Annotated in this window: 15 protein-coding genes, 1 tRNA gene and 1 pseudogene; 14 read left to right on the top strand and 3 right to left on the bottom strand. The window is 71.3% G+C overall.

The annotated features are described in order from the left end of the window. Positions 1-23: 23 nt before the first annotated feature. Positions 24-2276, top strand: coding sequence for a protein kinase (locus ABGB12_RS23570; RefSeq protein ID WP_347681401.1), 2253 nt, complete (start codon positions 24-26; stop codon positions 2274-2276). On the opposite strand, the gene ABGB12_RS23565 is transcribed toward ABGB12_RS23570, so the two are convergent. After that, positions 2261-3364 (bottom strand): ADP-ribosylglycohydrolase family protein, encoded by a 1104-nt coding sequence (locus ABGB12_RS23565; RefSeq protein WP_347681399.1) that lies wholly within the window; start codon positions 3362-3364, stop codon positions 2261-2263. The genes ABGB12_RS23570 and ABGB12_RS23565 overlap by 16 nt on opposite strands. 146 nt (positions 3365-3510) lie before the next feature. Here ABGB12_RS23565 and ABGB12_RS23560 point away from each other — a divergent pair, with 146 nt between their 5' ends. Then, positions 3511-4389: an ADP-ribosylglycohydrolase family protein gene (locus tag ABGB12_RS23560; protein ID WP_347681397.1), complete on the top strand. Its 879-nt coding sequence runs from the start codon at positions 3511-3513 to the stop codon at positions 4387-4389. A 35-nt stretch (positions 4390-4424) separates the two neighbouring features. Here ABGB12_RS23560 and ABGB12_RS23555 read toward each other — a convergent pair whose 3' ends face one another. Next, positions 4425-5282, bottom strand: coding sequence for a class I SAM-dependent methyltransferase (locus tag ABGB12_RS23555; RefSeq protein ID WP_347681395.1), 858 nt, complete (start codon positions 5280-5282; stop codon positions 4425-4427). Positions 5283-5815: 533 nt separating this feature from the next. On the opposite strand from ABGB12_RS23555, the gene ABGB12_RS23550 reads away from it, so the two are divergent. From ABGB12_RS23550 to ABGB12_RS23525, 6 genes are all read left to right on the top strand, one after another. Continuing rightward, positions 5816-7132, top strand: coding sequence for a hemolysin family protein (locus tag ABGB12_RS23550; protein WP_347681393.1), 1317 nt, complete (start codon positions 5816-5818; stop codon positions 7130-7132). Further along, the gene (locus tag ABGB12_RS23545; protein ID WP_347681391.1) at positions 7129-8148 is read left to right on the top strand and encodes a hemolysin family protein; all 1020 of its coding nucleotides are present in this window, start codon (positions 7129-7131) and stop codon (positions 8146-8148) included. The genes ABGB12_RS23550 and ABGB12_RS23545 overlap by 4 nt, the downstream gene beginning before the upstream one ends. 74 nt (positions 8149-8222) lie before the next feature. Then, the gene (locus ABGB12_RS23540) at positions 8223-8762 is read left to right on the top strand and encodes a TetR family transcriptional regulator (protein WP_347681389.1); all 540 of its coding nucleotides are present in this window, start codon (positions 8223-8225) and stop codon (positions 8760-8762) included. 69 nt (positions 8763-8831) lie between these two features. Next, on the top strand, positions 8832-10019 hold the full coding sequence (locus tag ABGB12_RS23535) for a cytochrome P450 (RefSeq protein WP_347681387.1): 1188 nt from the start codon (positions 8832-8834) through the stop codon (positions 10017-10019). 83 nt (positions 10020-10102) lie between these two features. Further along, positions 10103-10219 (top strand): DLW-39 family protein, encoded by a 117-nt coding sequence (locus ABGB12_RS23530; protein ID WP_232835313.1) that lies wholly within the window; start codon positions 10103-10105, stop codon positions 10217-10219. A 103-nt stretch (positions 10220-10322) separates the two neighbouring features. Further along, a tRNA-Ala gene (locus tag ABGB12_RS23525) sits at positions 10323-10395 on the top strand. A 48-nt stretch (positions 10396-10443) separates the two neighbouring features. Here the strand turns inward: ABGB12_RS23525 and ABGB12_RS23520 are convergent. Next, positions 10444-11052: a TetR/AcrR family transcriptional regulator gene (locus ABGB12_RS23520; RefSeq protein WP_347681384.1), complete on the bottom strand. Its 609-nt coding sequence runs from the start codon at positions 11050-11052 to the stop codon at positions 10444-10446. Between the two features lie 121 nt (positions 11053-11173). On the opposite strand from ABGB12_RS23520, the gene ABGB12_RS23515 reads away from it, so the two are divergent. The 6 genes and pseudogenes from ABGB12_RS23515 to ABGB12_RS23490 all read left to right on the top strand — a co-directional run bounded on the left by ABGB12_RS23515 (position 11174) and on the right by ABGB12_RS23490 (position 15830). Continuing rightward, the gene (locus tag ABGB12_RS23515; RefSeq protein WP_347681383.1) at positions 11174-12034 is read left to right on the top strand and encodes an SDR family NAD(P)-dependent oxidoreductase; all 861 of its coding nucleotides are present in this window, start codon (positions 11174-11176) and stop codon (positions 12032-12034) included. Positions 12035-12215: 181 nt separating this feature from the next. Beyond that, positions 12216-12596 (top strand): sensor domain-containing protein, encoded by a 381-nt coding sequence (locus ABGB12_RS23510; protein WP_347681381.1) that lies wholly within the window; start codon positions 12216-12218, stop codon positions 12594-12596. Further along, complete coding sequence (locus ABGB12_RS23505) at positions 12521-13507, top strand: sensor histidine kinase (RefSeq protein ID WP_347681379.1); 987 nt, start codon at positions 12521-12523, stop codon at positions 13505-13507. Before ABGB12_RS23510 ends, ABGB12_RS23505 begins: the two co-directional genes overlap by 76 nt. A gap of 20 nt (positions 13508-13527) precedes the next feature. Further along, positions 13528-13899, top strand: a pseudogene (locus ABGB12_RS23500) (response regulator transcription factor); the annotation flags it as partial. A 99-nt stretch (positions 13900-13998) separates the two neighbouring features. Continuing rightward, the gene (locus ABGB12_RS23495; protein ID WP_347681377.1) at positions 13999-15123 is read left to right on the top strand and encodes an FtsX-like permease family protein; all 1125 of its coding nucleotides are present in this window, start codon (positions 13999-14001) and stop codon (positions 15121-15123) included. Beyond that, entirely contained in the window at positions 15120-15830 is a 711-nt protein-coding gene (locus ABGB12_RS23490; RefSeq protein ID WP_347681375.1) for an ABC transporter ATP-binding protein, read from the top strand. Before ABGB12_RS23495 ends, ABGB12_RS23490 begins: the two co-directional genes overlap by 4 nt. The last annotated feature ends 6 nt before the right edge of the window (positions 15831-15836 follow it).

Genomic DNA, 15836 nt, shown 5'->3' with positions numbered 1-15836 from the left:
GTGGCGAAGCGGAAAGAGGCGGCATGCAGGCGGGGGCCGAACTCGCGGGCAGGTACCGGCTGGACGAGCCGGTGCGTCGTGGCGGTGAGGGCGAGGTCTGGCAGGGGGTCGACCTTTTCCTGGGCCGGATGGTGACGATCAGGGTGCCCCCCGCCGACCCTCCGGAGGACGTCTGGGCCCGTGTGAAAGCCCTGGAGCACTTCCAGCGGGAGTCCAGAGCCGCGGTCGAGCTCATCCATCCGGGCATCGCCCCGGTGCAGGACGTCGGCGAGCACGAGGGGCGGCCGTTCCTGGTCCTGGAGCCCTGGGGCGGCCGGGACCTCGGCACCGAGTTGAAGCACGCACCCCGCGGTCTTCCGGTCGGTACCGCGCTCGACTACGGCATCCAGGTCGCCGACGCGCTGGCCGCCGCGCACTCGGTGGGCCTGGTGCACGGCGCGGTGAAGCCGTCCTGCCTGCTGCTGTCGGACGACGGCACCGTGAAGCTGTGCGACTTCGGCCTCGCCGTGCTGAGTGAACCGGAGAAGGCGGAGGAGCTCGACGAGCACGCCGACCTCTACTCGCTCGGCGCCACTCTCTTCTGGCTGCTCACCGGCGAGGAGGTCGCGTCCGCCGGGGAGGCGCCGTCGGCACGGTCGCTGCGGCGGGGCATCCTGCCCGAGCTCGACGCCCGGCTGGGCGACCTGCTGGCGGACGAGCCCGGACGCGGTCCCGTCAAGGCCGCCGAGGTCGCCGTGATGCTGCACCGGGCCCGGGCCCCCTACGAGTCGCGGTACCGGTTGCGCCTGCTGGCGGAGGCCGAGCGGATCGCCTGGTCCATCCCGTTCTGGCATCACCGGATGCCGGTGCTGCACGGCATCGTCGAGGTGCTGGCCGAGGAGGACCCGCAGGAGGCGGAGCGTCTCGCCCGCACCGTCACCAAGCCCCACTTCCAGGCGTCGCTGCTGCTGACCATCGCCAGGGCGCAGGCGGGCAGGGACGCGAACCGGGCCAAGAAGCTGCTGACGGACGTCGAGACCCTCGCCTACACCGTCTCCGACCCGGTGGTCTCCCGGGACGGGATCCTGTGCAGCCTGGTGGAGTCGGTGGTGGAGCACGACGTGGAGGACGCCGAGCGCCTCATCCAGAACATCTCCGGTCCGTACGACAAGGCGACCGCGTTGCGCTGCCTCGCCGAGGCGGTGGCCCGCCGGGAGCCGGAGCGTGCGAGGAGCCTGCTGCTGGAGGCCGCGGAGGTCGTCGACACCATTTCCAGTACGTCCGTGCGGGTCGGGATGGCCTGCCGGGTGTCCAGGGCACTCGCCGGACGGGAGCCGGAGCGGGCGAGGAGGCTGCTGGCCGACGCCGAGCGTCTGGTCCGGGCGGACGGGTCCACGCGGGGCGGCGGCTGGGAAGGGGACCTGCCTCCGCGGAACGGGTGGCTGGCCCGGATCGTGGAAGCTCTGGCCTGGCAGGATCCCGAGGCCGCCGAGCGGCTGGCGCACGGCATCGACGACCCGGACGTCCGGGACATGGCGCTGGGGTACGTCGTGGAGGCCCTGGCCGGGCGGGACCCGGCGGCCGCCGAGCGGCTGGCGCACGGCATCGGGCAGCCGAGCACCCGTGACGTGGCTCTGGGCGTCGTCGTCCGGGCGATCGCCGAGGAGGACCCGGACGGCGCGGAGCGCCTCATCGACGACATCGAGGACCTGGATTTCCGTGTCACCCCGTGGCTGGACCTGGTCAGGGCGCAGGCCGGAGGGGACCCGGCGCTCGCCGAGCGCATCGCCCGCGCCATCCCCGACCCGGAGTCGCGTGCGTGGCGGCTGCGGGACGTCGCCGAGGCGGTGGGGGCCGAGGATCCGGAGCGGGCGTGGGGCCTGCTGGTGGAGGCGGCGAAGCCGCCGTTGAGCACGGCGGCGCTGCGTGAGGTCGTCGGGGTGCTGGCGGGGCTGAACCCGCCGGAGGCCGAGCGGCTGGCGCGCGGCATCGACGACCCGGCCCACTGCGCGCGGGCGCTCCGGGACGTCGCGGTGGCGGTGGCGGTGGAGTCCCCGCACCACGCCCGCGGGCTGCTGGCCGAGTCGGAGCATCTCGCGCGCTCCGTCACGCGTCAGTACGACCGCGACGCGGTGCTGCGGGAGACCGTCCAGGCCCTGGCGGAGATCGACCCTGCGGAGGCCGAACGGGTCGCCCACACGATCGGAACCCCGGAACAGCAGGCCGTCGCGCTGCGGGACATCGCCGCGACCCTGGCCGGGTACGACGCCGCGCCGGCGCGTCAGCAGGCCGGGTAGCGGGCGCTCCAGTCGGGCGTGCGGGAGCCCGGCATGAACTGGGTGGCGAAGTCGTCGGCGAGTTCGGTGACGGCTCCGCGGCCTTCGAGGAGGGCGAGCCAGTCGGAGGGCAGGCCGAAGTCGCCGTGGCGGACGCCGACGAGGCTGCCGCACATCGAGCCGGTGGAGCCGCTGTCCCCGCCGTGGTTGACCGCGAGGATGAGCGCCCCGGCCGCTGAGACGGGTTCGGCCAGAGCGCAGTAGACGGCGATGGCCAGAGCCTCCTGTGCCACCCGGCCTTCGCCGAGGCTCTCCACCTTCTCGGGGCTGGGACCGCCCTTGTTCGCGAGGTCCAGCGCTCGCTGGAGGGCGTCGGCGACCTCCTTGTGCCCCGGGTGGCCGTGCACCCTCTCCAAGGTCTGCAGGACGGCTCCGCGCAGCGACTCGCCCGCCATGAGATGGGCGATGATCGTGGCGAACGCGCCGGCCGAGTAGTAGCCGGCGGGGTGGCCGTGGGTGAGCCTCGCGCAGTCGACCGCGAGGTCGAAGGCGCGGTCGGGGGGACAGGCGATGCCGAAGGGCGCGGAACGCGTCACACCGCCGCACCCCTGGGAGCCGGGGTTGACCGGTCCGGGCGCCCCGCTGCCGTCGTGGGGGCCGGGGTGCCGCCGGGTCTCCAGGGCGGACAGGCACGCGCTGTCCGGCGCCCGTCGCGCGTACAGCCATTCCTGCTCCCGGAGCCATCCCGTCCGGACGACTCCGTCCGGTGGGGCGGGCCGCGGCGAGTTCTGGGTCTCCAGCCAGCGCAGCAGGGCGTTCAGCACCACCTCGACGGGATCGCAGAAGCCCTTGCGGTCCAGCCGGAAGGCGGCGCGGATCAGTCCTTCGGCGGTGAACAGCGTCATCTGCGTGCCGTCGGAGACCAGCCCGACCCGTCCGTCCGTGTCGGATGCCGGTCCCACGACGCCGTCAGGGCCGTGCTTCCGCCGGATCTCCGCCAGCGAGTCCTGCTCGACCGGGTGGCCGAGCGCGTCTCCCAGCGCCCCGCCGAGCAGGCAGCCCCGCACCCGTGCCCGGAAGGCCGCCTGCTCCTGCCAAGACCAGCTCACTGAAGATCCCCTCGGTCAGCCTTCGCCTGAACTTTCACTTTTGTCCGGTCGTCACCTTAGATCGAGAGGCGGACATTCGGGAGGGCCGGTTTCACGTGAATCCAGGGAGCTCGCGCCTCGATCGGCTCTGCCATAGGGGGAATCCAATGGAAAACGGTCGACGGGATGCCGCGCGGGCGTCCCTGCACGGGCTGGCGCTGGGGGACGCGCTGGGCTCGCAGTTCTTCGTCCCCGAGAACCTGGCGGCCTACAGCCGCAGGGAGGTGCCGCCGGGGCGGTGGAAGTGGACGGACGACACCGAGATGGCCTGCGGTATCTGGGCCGTGCTCGACGAGGCCGGTCACATCGACCAGGACCTCCTGGCCCGCACGTTCGCCGAACGCCACGACTTCCTGCGCGGTTACGGCGCCTCCACCAACCGGATCCTGCGGCTGATCAGAGAAGGAGGGGACTGGCGGGAGCTGGCCCGGGACACCTTCGAGGGCGAGGGCTCGTGGGGCAACGGGGCGGCCATGCGGATCGCGCCTCTCGGCGCCTGGTTCGCCGACGACCTGGACCGGCTCGTCGAGGAGGCGGTCCGGTCGTCGGAGGTCACGCACATGCATCCGGAAGGCGTCGCCGGCGGCGTCGCGGTGGCGGTGGCGACGGCCGTCGCCCTGACGGAGGAGGAGCTCTCCCCCGGACGTTTCCTCGACCGCGTCCTGGAGCTCACGCCGTCCGGGATGGTCCGTGACGGCGTCGTGGAAGCCCGGAAGCTGCTGACGATCGACGATCCGGGGACCGCGGGCGCCGTACTGGGCAACGGGCACCGCATCGCCGCCCACGACACGGTGCCCTTCTGCCTGTGGGCCGCGGCCAAGAACCTCGACGACTACGAGCAGGCGTTCTGGACGACCGCCGCGGTGGGCGGGGACATCGATACGAACTGCGCCATCGTCGGTGGAATCGTCGCGGCCCGCACCGGTTTCTCCTCGATCCCCGAGGGCTGGCTCGGGAACCTCGAGCCTCTTCCCGTGTCCCTGTGAGGCGTTGAGGAAGGGGTCCGCGGCCCCGGCGCGCCTCAGGCGGTGAGGTGGTAGAAGCGCCACAGGTCGTGGTCGATAGAGGCCTCCTTGAAGGACGAGTACCCGGCTGCGGCGGCGTACTCGGCGACGGTCGGGGAGCGGAGGACGGTGCCCGCCTCCACTCTGGTGCCCTCGGCGCGGGTCGCGGGAAGGCAGTGGAGGGTGCTGAAGGCGTAGTTGAGGCGTTCCAGGACGGGGCCTGGAGCGGAGTAGACGTCGGCGACGCGTTCGTCTCCGATGAGGACGGAGCCGCCGGGGACGAGCACGCGCAGGACGTTGCGCAGGACGCCTACGGGGTCGGCCATGTCGTGCAGGGCTTCGAAGACGCAGGCCAGGTCGTACCGGGTGCCGTCCGGGTCGAAGGCGGAGGCGTCGGTGTGGAGGAAGGCGACGCGGTCGGCGACGCCCCTTGACTCGGCGTTCCGCCGGGCCTCGATCACCGAGGTCTCGTCCAGGTCGACGCCGTGGACGCGGACGGCGGGGAAGGCCTCGGCGATGGCGATCGTGGACCAGCCCGTGCCGCAGCCCAGGTCGAGGACGTGTGCGCCGTCCTCGGCCAGCCGGGCCGGGACGTCGGGCAGGGCGTTGATCCACTCGGTGATCGAGTGGAGGAACATCGGCCGGTTGAGCCGGCCGATGCCGTGGCGGGTGCCCGCCCCGTAGGCGGAGAAGGGGACGCCTCCGCCGGTCCGGAAGGCGTCGGCCACCCGGTCGATCACGTCGGCGATGGACGTGACGAACCCTGGCAGCGTCCCCATGTAGAAGATGCTGTCCTCGTCGAGGAGGACTTCCCGGGCCTCGTTCGACAGCCGGAACGCCCGCGCGTACGGGTCGCCTTCGGCCTCGTCGGCCACGGCCAGCCAGCCGGCGGAGCCCTGCTGCTCCAGCCATTCCCGGGCGTAGCGCGGGTGGATGCCGGCTCTTTCCGAGAGGCCGTACGCGTCGAGGGGGCCCGCCCGCCAGGGCCTCGTACAGTCCGAGCCGTACCCCCAGGCAGACGCCGAACGTCTCCAGTGCGGAGACCGCGTCGTTCAACATCCGTTCGACCAGTTCCTCGGTGGTGGTCATGCTCTGCCTTCCTCCTGGACCCGCTCTGATCTGGCGGTTCCGCTCTCTTCGGCCTGCCCAGGTGTCTCCCGGTTGTCACCCGGTCGCTTTCGGTGGCGACGGGCCGCGGAGGCCTGCCGGAAAAGGGGGATTCTCCTGCGGGGATCGTGGAGGGCGTGCTAGAGCGAGGGCCTCCCTGGGCTTAGGGTTTGAAGGAGTAACTCTTGGACGTCCTGGTTCGTTGAACCAGGCAGAGAACGAGTAGGGAGAGGGGTGCGGTGTCCGATAGTTCGGACTCCGGTCATAGAACGGACCTGTCGCAGAGGCCGGGTGACCCCCGGTGACGGTCCTGTTCGGGTTGGCCGCCGTGTTCATCCTGACGGCGGCGACCGGGTATTTCGTGGCACAGGAATTCGCCTATGTGACGGCCGACAGGCTCGAACTGGAGCAGGCGGCCCGAGAGGGTGACAAGAAGGCGGCGCGAGCCGTCAAGGTGCTGGAGCGGTTGTCCTTCATGCTCTCCGGCGCCCAGCTGGGGATCACGGTCACCACCCTGGTGGTGGGCTTCATCGCGGAACCGGCCCTGGCACAGCTGATCAGACCGGTGCTGCACCCCCTGGGCGTGCCCGAGGCCGCCGTCGGCGGGGTGGCGCTGGGCATCGGATTCGCACTGGCGATCATCATTCAGATGGTGCTGGGCGAGCTCTTCCCCAAGAACCTGGCGCTGGCCAGACCGGAGACCCTGGCCCGGGCGCTGGCGCCCTCCACCCTGCTGTACCTGGCGGTCGCGGCCCCGGTGATCAGGTTCTTCGACGCCTCGGCCAACCGGGTGCTGCGGGCGGTGGGCATCGAGCCCGTCGAGGAGCTGCACCACGGCGCGACGCTGGAGGAGCTCGGGCTGATCATCGGCGAGTCGGAGGAGGAGTTCGCCGACGAGCACGTCCATCTGCTGGAGCGCGCCCTGGTGTTCTCCGAGCACACCGCCGACGAGGCGATGATCCCGCGGGTCGACGTGGTGACCATTCCGGCCGAGGCCACCGCCGACGAGATCGTCGAGATCATCGGGCGGAGCGGCCACACCCACTACCCGGTGGTCGGGGAGCGGGTGGACGACATCGTGGGCGTGCTGGGGCTGCGGCAGCTGCTGCCGGTCTCCGCGCGGGAGTGGGACGAGGTGACGGCCGGGCGGCTGGCCCGGCAGGCGCTGCTCGTCCCGGACTCACTGCCGTTGCCCGAGGTGATCGTGCAGATGCAGGAGCGCAGGGACGAGATCGCCGTGGTGATCGACGAGTACGGAGGGTTCGCCGGCCTGCTGACCCTGGAGGACGTCGCCGAGGAGCTCGTCGGGGACATCTCCGACGAGACCGATCTGGAGATCCCGCAGGTCACGCCCAAGGACGAGTGGTGGCATCTGGACGCCGGCCTGCGGATCGACGAGATCGAGCAGCTCACCGGCCTGGAGCTGCCCGAGGGGGACTACGACACCGCCGCGGGGCTGATCCTGCGTCGGCTCGGCCGGTTCGCCGACCCCGGTGACGTGATCCAGGTCGAGGAGGGCGGCCGGACCCTCGAGATCGAGGTGCTGAGCAACGGCCACCACGTCCCCGACAAGATCCGGCTGCGGGAGCAGCCGGTCGCAGTGGAGGAACCGAGATGAGCGTGCCCACGGGGATCCTGCTGACCGTCCTCCTGCTGCTGGGCAACGGCTTCTTCGTCGCGGCGGAGTTCGCGCTGGTGGCGGCCCGGCGGCCCCGGCTGGAGAAGGCGGCGGCGGAGGGCAGCCGGGCCGCGGCCTCGGCGGTCGCCGGGATCCGCGAGCTGTCGCTGATGCTGGCCGGAGCCCAGCTGGGCATCACCATGTGCTCGCTGGGCCTGGGCATCGTGTCGGAGCCGGTGATCGCCGAGGTGCTCAGCCCCGTCTTCCACGGGCTGGGGATCTCGGACGCCGTCTCGCACGCGGTGTCGTTCGTGATCGCGCTGGCGCTGGTGACGTTCCTGCACATGGTCATCGGCGAGATGGCGCCGAAGTCCTGGGCGATCGCCCGTCCCGAGCGGGCGGCGATGCTGCTGGCGCTGCCGTTCCGCGGTTTCACCCAGCTGTTCCGGCTGGTCCTGCAGGCCCTCAACCGCACGACCAACGCCCTGCTGCGGCTGATGCGCGTCCAGCCGCGCGACTCGATGTCGGTGTCGCGCACCCCCGAGCAGCTCATGCATCTGGTGGAGGAGTCCCGCCGCCTGGGCCTGATCGACGAGGTGGACCGCAACGTGCTCAGCCGGGCACTGGAGGCGCCGGAGACCAGCCTGCTCCCGCTGGTCATCCCGCTGGGGGAGCTGACCTCGGTGGCGCCGGACGCCGACGCGCGGACGGTCGTCGACACCGCGGTCAGCACCGGGCACACCCGGCTGCTGCTGCGGGACGCCGACGGCGAGCTGATCGGCATGGTCCACGCCAGGGACGCCTATCTGGCGCGGGCCCAGGGCAGGCCCTTCCGCGCCATGGACTCGGGCTACCCGGTGCCGGTGCTCACCCCGGAGACCCCGGTCGCCGGCGCGCTGGCGGTCCTGCGGAGCCAGCACAGCCAGCTCGGCCTGGTCAGGGACGAGAACGGGCTGATCGGCCTGATCAGCCTGGACGACCTGGTCACCACGCTGCTGGCCCCGGCCGAGCGGTGATCTCGAGCCCGGTGCCCCCGGTCCGCCGGCGGGCACCGGGTCCCGACGCGCTGGGGCTGATACCGTCCGGACGCGTGTCCGTACATGAGTCCACACGCCGGCGGCTGACCGAGCGCCAGGCCGACACCGTCCGCAGGCTGACCGAGGCGACCGTCGTCGAGGTGCGGGAGACGGGGTATGACGGGCTGAGGGTCAGGAACGTCGCGCGCCGGGCGGGAGTGGCCGCGGCGACCGCCTACACCTACTTCGCCTCCAAGAACCACCTCCTCACCGAGGTCTTCTGGCGCAGGCTGGAGGGGCTGCCCCTCACGGACGGGGACGCGGCGCAGGCGCTCAAGGACGTCGTCCTGCTCATCGCGAGCGAGCCGGAGCTGGCGGCCGCCTGCACGACGGCGGTTCTGGCGTCCGATCCGGACGTCCAGGAGCTGCGGCTGCGCATCGGCGTGGACATCCACAAGAGGCTGGCGCACGCGCTCGGACGGGAGGACCCGCTGATCCTGGAGGCGCTGGAGATGGCCTATTCGGGGGCGCTCCTGCAGGCGGGAATGGGTTACATGTCCTACGCGGAGGCGGCGGAGCGGCTCGCCGAGGTGGCGCGGCTCATCACGCGCTGAATCCTTTCGGCGGGAGAGAAGGAAAAGGTCTCTTGTCCGCGCCGGTGCGTTGAACTAACGTCTGGACACGTGTCCAGTAACCTTGAGTACAGCCCGTACGACTACCGGATCCACGAGGACCCCTATCCGGTCTACGCCCGGCTCCGCCGCGAGGCGCCGCTCTACCGCAACGAGGAGCTCGACTTCTGGGCGTTGTCCCGGCACGCCGACGTCTCGGTCGCCTTCCGCGACTGGGAGCGCTTCTCCAGCGTCAACGGCGTCACGCTCGACCCGTCGGCGTGGGGCCCGCAGGCGCATCGGACGATGTCGTTCCTGGCGCTCGACCCGCCCCGGCACACCCGCCTGCGCGGCCTGGTGTCCAAGGGCTTCACCCCGCGCCGGGTCCGCGAACTGCACCCGCGCATCCTGGAGATGACCAGGGCGCGGCTGGGGCCCCTGGTCGAGGAGGGCTCCTTCGACTTCGTCGCCGACTTCGCCGGCGTGCTGCCGATGGACGTCATCTCGGAGTTGATGGGCGTGCCCGAGGCGGACCGTCCCGAACTGCGCAGGCTCGCCGACCTCGTCGTCCACCGGGAGGAGGGTGTGCTGGACGTGCCGCCCGCCGGGATGGAGGCGGCGCTCACCCTGGTCGGCTACTACGAGGAACTGCTCGCGGACAAACGCCGCAGGCCCGGGGAGGACCTCACCTCGGCCCTGCTGGAGGCCGAGATCGACGGCGACCGGCTCGCGGACGGCGAGATCATCGCCTTCCTGTTCCTCATGGTCATCGCCGGCAACGAGACCACCACCAAACTGCTCGCCAACGCCCTCTACTGGGCCTGGAAGCACGGGCTCACCGAGCGCGCCCTGAAGGAGCCGGTGGACTCCTGGATCGAGGAGACGCTGCGCTACGACACCTCCAGCCAGCAGATCGCGCGCACCGTCACGGAGGACTTCACCGTCCACGGACGGACCGTCCCGGCGGGTTCGCGGCTTCTCCTGCTGGTCGGCTCGGCCAACCGGGACGAGGACGTCTTCCCCGATCCGGGCAGGTACGACCTCGGCCGCGACACTTCGCAGCTCATCAGCTTCGGCGCGGGAAGGCACTACTGCCTGGGCGCGAACATGGCCCGTCTGGAGGCGCAGATAGCGCTCGGTGAACTGACGCGGATGGTCGCCTCCTACGACGTGGAAGAGAAGAACGCGGTCCGCGTACATTCTTCAAATGTGCGAGGTTTTTCCGCTTTGCCGGTTTCTGTGATCCAGCGCTCCCCCTGAGGAGTCGCAGAGGGCATTCGATAGTGTGCAGACGTTGCTAGGTTTGAGTTCTGACCACTGTCGACGGTGAAGGGGTCCTCACCATGAAAAAGCTTCTCGTGCTCGCCATTCTCGGCCTCGGCGGCTTCGCCATCTGGAAGCGCCTCCAGCAGGACCGCGCCGAGCTGGATCTGTGGACCGAGGCCACCTCCGCGGAGTGACGGGCTGACGAGAACCGGCGCCGCGCGATCAGCGGCGCCGTTTCCGTGAGGGGAAACCCGTTCGCGACCAGCCCCGTTCCCCGGTACGCTGGCCGCACCACCAGGGGCCGTAGCTCAATTGGTAGAGCACCTGCCTTGCATGCAGGAGGTCTGGGGTTCGATTCCCCACGGCTCCACCTGGAACCCCGCTCTCGCACGAGAGCGGGGTTTTGCCTTCTTCCGCGTCAGTTCCGGGGGCGCAGGCCGTCGAGGGCCGTCTCGACGATCCGGTCGGCGTACGCGCGGGTCAGGGGGCCGCGTTCGAGCCACCGGGCGCGCAGCGGTCCCCACAGCAGTTCGACGGCGAGGTCGAGATCCAGGCCGCCGGGCAGTTCTCCGGCGCGCTGCGCGCTGCGCAGCCTCTCCTTCTTCAGCTCCTTCATCGGCCCGTCCAGCCGTTCGGCGTAGGCGGCCGCGAGGTCGGGGTCCTGGAGGATCTCGATGTTCAGCGCCCGCATCGGCTCGTCGTAGCGGGGGTCGTTCAGCTCGTCGACCGTGGCGCGCAGGACCGTCTTCAGGTCGGCCTCCAGGTCGCCGGTGTCGGGCAGGGCCGCCTCCTGGCCGTCCTGCCCTTCGGCGAGCGCGAGGAACGCGTCGAACAGGACCGCGCCCTTGGACGGCCACCAGCGGTAGATGGTCTGCTTGCCCACTCCGGCGCGGGCGGCGATGCCCTCGATGCTCAGCTTGGCGTAGCCGACCTCGCCGACCAGCTCGAACGCCGCGGTGAGGATGGCGCGCCGCGACGCCTCGCTGCGCCGCGCGGCGTCGGGGCTCTTCCTGCGCTGTGTCGTCATGCGCCAAGCTTATATAAGACGAGACGTTCCGTCTTGACATAGGGGTGTCCGTGGCGCAACATGAGTCCATCAAGCGAGACGAGACGTATCGTCTCAACAATGAATCGTGTGAAGGAGACCCATGACCACCTCCCCCGCAAGCCGTGTCTGGTTCGTCACCGGTGCCAGCAAGGGCCTCGGCAGGGCTTTCACCCGAGCCGCCCTCGAAGCGGGCGACAGGGTCGTCGCCGTGGCGCGCGGCATCGCTCCGCTCGACGGGCTCGCCGCCGAGCACGAAGGCCGGCTGCTGGCCCTGCCCCTGGACGTCACCGACCGCGACGCCGTCTTCGCCGCCGTCGCCGAGGCCGTCGGGCGCTTCGGGCGACTCGACGTCGTCGTCAACAACGCCGGATCGTTGTTCATGGGCATGGTCGAAGAGTTCACCGAGGCCCAGGCCCGCGCCCAGATGGAGGTGAACTTCTTCGGAGCCCTGTGGGTGAGCCAGGCCGTCATGCCTTACCTGCGGGCTCAGGGCTCGGGCCGCATCCTGCAGATCTCCAGCATCGGCGCGCTGGGCGGGTTCCCCTGCAACGGCATGTACAGCGCGAGCAAGTTCGCGCTGGAGGGCATGAGTGAGGCGCTGGCCGCGGAGGCCGCCTCGTTCGGGGTCAAGGTCACCATCGTCGAGCCCGGCGGCTACTGGACCGACCTGTACTCCACCGGCATGACGATGACCGAACCGCTGGAGGCGTACGGCCCGCTGCGCGCCGAAATGCAGAAGCAGTGGGCTGAAGGGTCGGTCGACAGCGACCCGCGCCTGGCCGCCGAGGCCGTCATGAAGCTCGTCGCCTCCGACGACCCGCCGCCGCGTCTGCTCCTCGGCAGCATGGTCTACGACCTGGCCTTCGACATCTCCCGCCGCCGCATGGAGACCTGGGCGGCCTGGGAGGAGGTCAGCCGCGCCGCCGAACACGCCGTCCCCGCCCCGGACCGCCTCGGCTGACCACCGGTTCGACCGGATCTTCTCCACCCGCTGATCTGGAAGCCGCGTGCGGGCTCTACCGGAGCGTCGTCGGCGAGAGGCGGACGGAAGGTCCCGCACCCGGGGAGTTCCCGGCGGCCGGACCTGGAAGTGTCGGGCTGGCCGGATACCGTCGGCTTCGGACGGTGAGAAGTATGGGGGAATGACGACGACCACGATGCGGCTTGAACGGCCTCCGGTTCGTATACGCGGCGTACGGCGCGTGCTGCTCGACTCCGCCTATGCGCTCACGGCCTTTCCGATCTCTCTGGCCGCCTTCGTGGTGGTGGCGTCGGTGCTCGCGACGGGGCTCGGGCTGTCGGTCCTGGGCGTCGGGTTCGCACTGGTGGCCCTGGCGGTGCTGATCGCCCGTGGGTTCGCGGTGGCCGAACGGACGCGGCTTCGCGGCATGCTGGGGCGGGTCGCGCCCGGGCCCCGCTACCTGCGGGGCGCGAGGGCGACGGCATCGTGCGGCGGGTCCTCACGCCCTTGCGCGACCCGCAGAGCCGGCTGGACGTCGTGTGGTCGCTGGTGGGCCTCCTGACCGGCACGATCGCTTTCTCGGTGGCGGTGGCCTGGTGGGCGGCCGTCGGCGGCGGGCTGACCTACTGGTACTGGGAGCCCTTCCTGCCGGTGGACGGCGACGGCGTCACCCTGGCGTCGATCATCGGGCTGGGCGAGGGGCGTCGGCCCGAGATCGCGCTCCACACCGGGTTCGGCGTCTTCGCGTTGCTCACTCTGCCCTGGGTGATGAGGGCGGCCGCGCTGACGCACGCCGGCCTGGCCGCGGCTCTGCTGTGCGGCCGCGCGGAGCTGCAGGGCCGGGTCGTCCGGGCCGAGGGGTCGCGCGACGCGGCGCGGACGGCCGAGGCGGAGTCGCTGCGCCGTCTCGAGCGTGACATCCACGACGGCCCGCAGCAGCGGCTGGTGCGCCTGGCGATGGACCTCGGCCGGGCCCGCCGCCAGGTCCACGCCGATCCCGAGCGGGCAGAGGAGATCATCGAGGACGCCCGCCGTCAGGCCACCGAGACGGTCGCCGAGCTGCGGTCGCTCTCGCGCGGCATCGCCCCGCCTCTGCTGGTGGACCGTGGTCTGGCCGCCGCGGTGGAGGAGATGGCGCAGGGTTGCCCGGTGCCCGCGGAGGTCGACGTGGACGTGCCGGACGGGCTGCCGCCGCACGTGGAGACGGCCGCCTACTTCGTGGTCGCCGAGGCCCTCACCAACGTCGCCAAGCACAGCGGGGCCCGCGGGGCCGAGGTCCGTGTCACGATGTCCGGTATGTGGCTTGAGGTGGAGGTGTCCGACGACGGGGTCGGCGGCGCGCACGAGGGCAAGGGCCTCGGCCTGGCCGGGCTGGCCCGCCGGGTCGAGGCGGTCGAGGGCGAGCTGACCGTGACCTCCCCGGTCGGCGGCCCGACCGCGGTGAGGGCACGCGTCCCGGTGGACCGGCACTGATGCGGGTGGCCGTCGCCGAGGACCTGTTCGCCGACGACCCGAGCGGCGTCGGCTACCTGCTCAAGGACCGCGTCAGCGAGATCGACGAGTTCCTGGAAGCGCTCGAGACCGTGGCCGGCGGCGGGACGGTGCTCGACCCGGCCGTCGTGCGCGGCCTGATGGACCGGCGGCGCGATCCGCTCGCCGCGCTGACGCCCCGCGAGCGCGAGGTGCTCACGCTGATGGCGGAGGGCCGCTCCAACGCCTCGATCGCGGGGGAGCTGGTGGTCACCGTCGGGGCGGTCGAGAAGCACACCCAGCGCATCTTCGCCAAGCTCGGCCTGCCGCCCGACGACGACACCCGCCACCGCCGTGTCGCCGCCGTGGTGCGACTCCTGCGCTCGTCCGGGTGAACCCCGGCCCGGAGAGATGGGGTCACCCAAGTTGCCGACGAGGCGTCGGTATCATGCTGACATGATGTCGATAACGTGCTCGCCCGAGGGGCGGGGCACATGTTTCTAGCCCTCAGGGAACTCAAGTTCGCCCGGGCCCGGTTCGGGCTCATGGGCGCCGTCGTGGCGTTGATCGCCGTTCTCATGGTGCTGCTGTCCGGGTTGTCGGTGGGTCTGGTCAACGACGGCGTGTCCGGGTTGCAGCGGCTTCCGGTGACGTCCTTCGCGTTCGAGGAGGGAGTGCAGCACGACGCCGCCTTCTCCCGCAGCGTGGTGAAGACCGACGCCGTCAAGACCTGGGCCGGGCAGAAGGGCGTGGAGGAGGCGGCTCCCTTCGGGAACGCCCTGGTCAACGGCAAGAGCGACAGCGGAGTCGAGATCGACCTCGCGCTGTTCGGAGTGGAGACGGGCTCCTTCCTCTCCCCCGCCGTCGCCGAGGGAGCGCGGCTGAGCGGCGCCGAGCCGGCCGGGATCGTGGTGAGCAAGACGGCGGTGGACGCCGGGGTCAAGCTCGGAGACACCATCACGATCGACCGGATCGGCACCCGCCTCAAGGTCGTGGGGACGCTCGCCGACCAGCACACCTACGGGCACGTGGACGTCGGCTACGTGCCGCTGCGCACCTGGCAGGAGGTGAAGATCGGCGCGGGCCCCGGTGACGAGGTGCCCGCGCGCGCCTACGAGGAGATCACCGCGGTGGCGGTGAAGGGCGAGCCCGCCGACGCGGCCGCGGCCGACAAGGCGGCCGGAACCGAGACCCTGGCCCTGAAGGAGGCGTTCGGAGCCTCGCCGGGCTACACCGCCGAGACGTCGACCCTGACGCTGATCGAGGTGTTCCTCTACGCCATCTCCGCGCTGGTCGTCGGCGCGTTCTTCACCGTCCTGACGATCCAGCGCAAGCAGGAGATCGCCGTCGTGCGCGCCATGGGCGCGTCCACCGGCTACCTGCTGCGCGACGCCATCGCCCAGGCGCTCATCCTCCTGCTCCTGTCCGTGGGCGCCGGTGTCGCCGTCGGCGTCGGACTCGGCAGCATGATCGGCGGCACCGCCCCGTTCGCACTCGAGGCCGGTGCCGTCGCGGCGGCCTCCGCGCTGCTCATCGCCCTCGGCGTGGTGGGCGCGCTCGGCGCGGTGCTGCGCATCACCGCAGTCGACCCCCTGACCGCCCTTGGAGGCAGCCGATGAAACCGGCCGAAACCGTGCCCGAGGCACGATCCGAGCAAGCCGCCTCCGGACTCGTCATGCGGGACGTGAACCTGCAGATCGGCGACGGCGAGGACGTCGTCCACGCGCTGAGCGACGTGTCCCTCGTCGTCGAACCGGGCGAGTTCGTCGCCATCGTCGGGCCTTCCGGCTCCGGTAAGTCGAGCCTGCTGGCCGTCGCCGGCGGCCTGGCGACGCCGACCTCCGGCACCGTGATGGTCGCCGGGCGCGACATGACGGTGGCCGGTAAGAAGACGCGCACGGCGCTGCGTCGGGAATGCGTCGGGTTCGTCTTCCAGTCGGGCAACCTGATCCCCGCGCTGACGGCCGAGGACCAGCTCCGCCTGATGACCAAGTTCGGTAAGAAGACCGGACGCGACCCCAAGAAGCTGCTCGCCGAGGTCGGTCTGGCGGAGAAGGCGAACCGCCGCCCGCATCAGCTCTCCGGCGGCGAACGCCAGCGGGTGGGCATCGCCCGCGCCCTCATGACGGGGCCGAGCCTGCTCCTGGTGGACGAGCCGACCGCCGCCCTCGACCGGCAGCGCAGCCACGAGGTCGTGGAACTGCTCGCCCGCGAGACCAAGGAACACAAGGTGGCCACCGTCATGGTCACCCACGATCATGACGTGTTGAGCCACTGCGACACCGTCTACGAGATGGTCGACGGCAAGCTCACACGCGTCGAGTAGGAACAG

The organism is Actinocorallia sp. B10E7 (genome assembly GCF_039871655.1).
Classification (GTDB): Bacteria; Actinomycetota; Actinomycetes; order Streptosporangiales; family Streptosporangiaceae; genus Actinocorallia.
The sequence above is the reverse complement of the archived record's forward strand: the minus strand, read 5'-3'. Positions and strand labels throughout refer to the sequence as shown.

Bases quoted from the DNA above. Each gene is read 5' to 3' on its own strand.
- ABGB12_RS23570 (WP_347681401.1), top strand. From the start codon at position 24: ATGCAGGCGGGGGCCGAACTCGCGGGCAGGTACCGGCTGGACGAGCCG.
- ABGB12_RS23560 (WP_347681397.1), top strand. From the start codon at position 3,511: ATGGAAAACGGTCGACGGGATGCCGCGCGGGCGTCCCTGCACGGGCTG.
- ABGB12_RS23545 (WP_347681391.1), top strand. From the start codon at position 7,129: ATGAGCGTGCCCACGGGGATCCTGCTGACCGTCCTCCTGCTGCTGGGC.
- ABGB12_RS23530 (WP_232835313.1), top strand. From the start codon at position 10,103: ATGAAAAAGCTTCTCGTGCTCGCCATTCTCGGCCTCGGCGGCTTCGCC.
- ABGB12_RS23520 (WP_347681384.1), bottom strand. From the start codon at position 11,052: ATGACGACACAGCGCAGGAAGAGCCCCGACGCCGCGCGGCGCAGCGAG.
- ABGB12_RS23515 (WP_347681383.1), top strand. From the start codon at position 11,174: ATGACCACCTCCCCCGCAAGCCGTGTCTGGTTCGTCACCGGTGCCAGC.
- ABGB12_RS23510 (WP_347681381.1), top strand. From the start codon at position 12,216: ATGACGACGACCACGATGCGGCTTGAACGGCCTCCGGTTCGTATACGC.
- ABGB12_RS23495 (WP_347681377.1), top strand. From the start codon at position 13,999: ATGTTTCTAGCCCTCAGGGAACTCAAGTTCGCCCGGGCCCGGTTCGGG.
- ABGB12_RS23490 (WP_347681375.1), top strand. From the start codon at position 15,120: ATGAAACCGGCCGAAACCGTGCCCGAGGCACGATCCGAGCAAGCCGCC.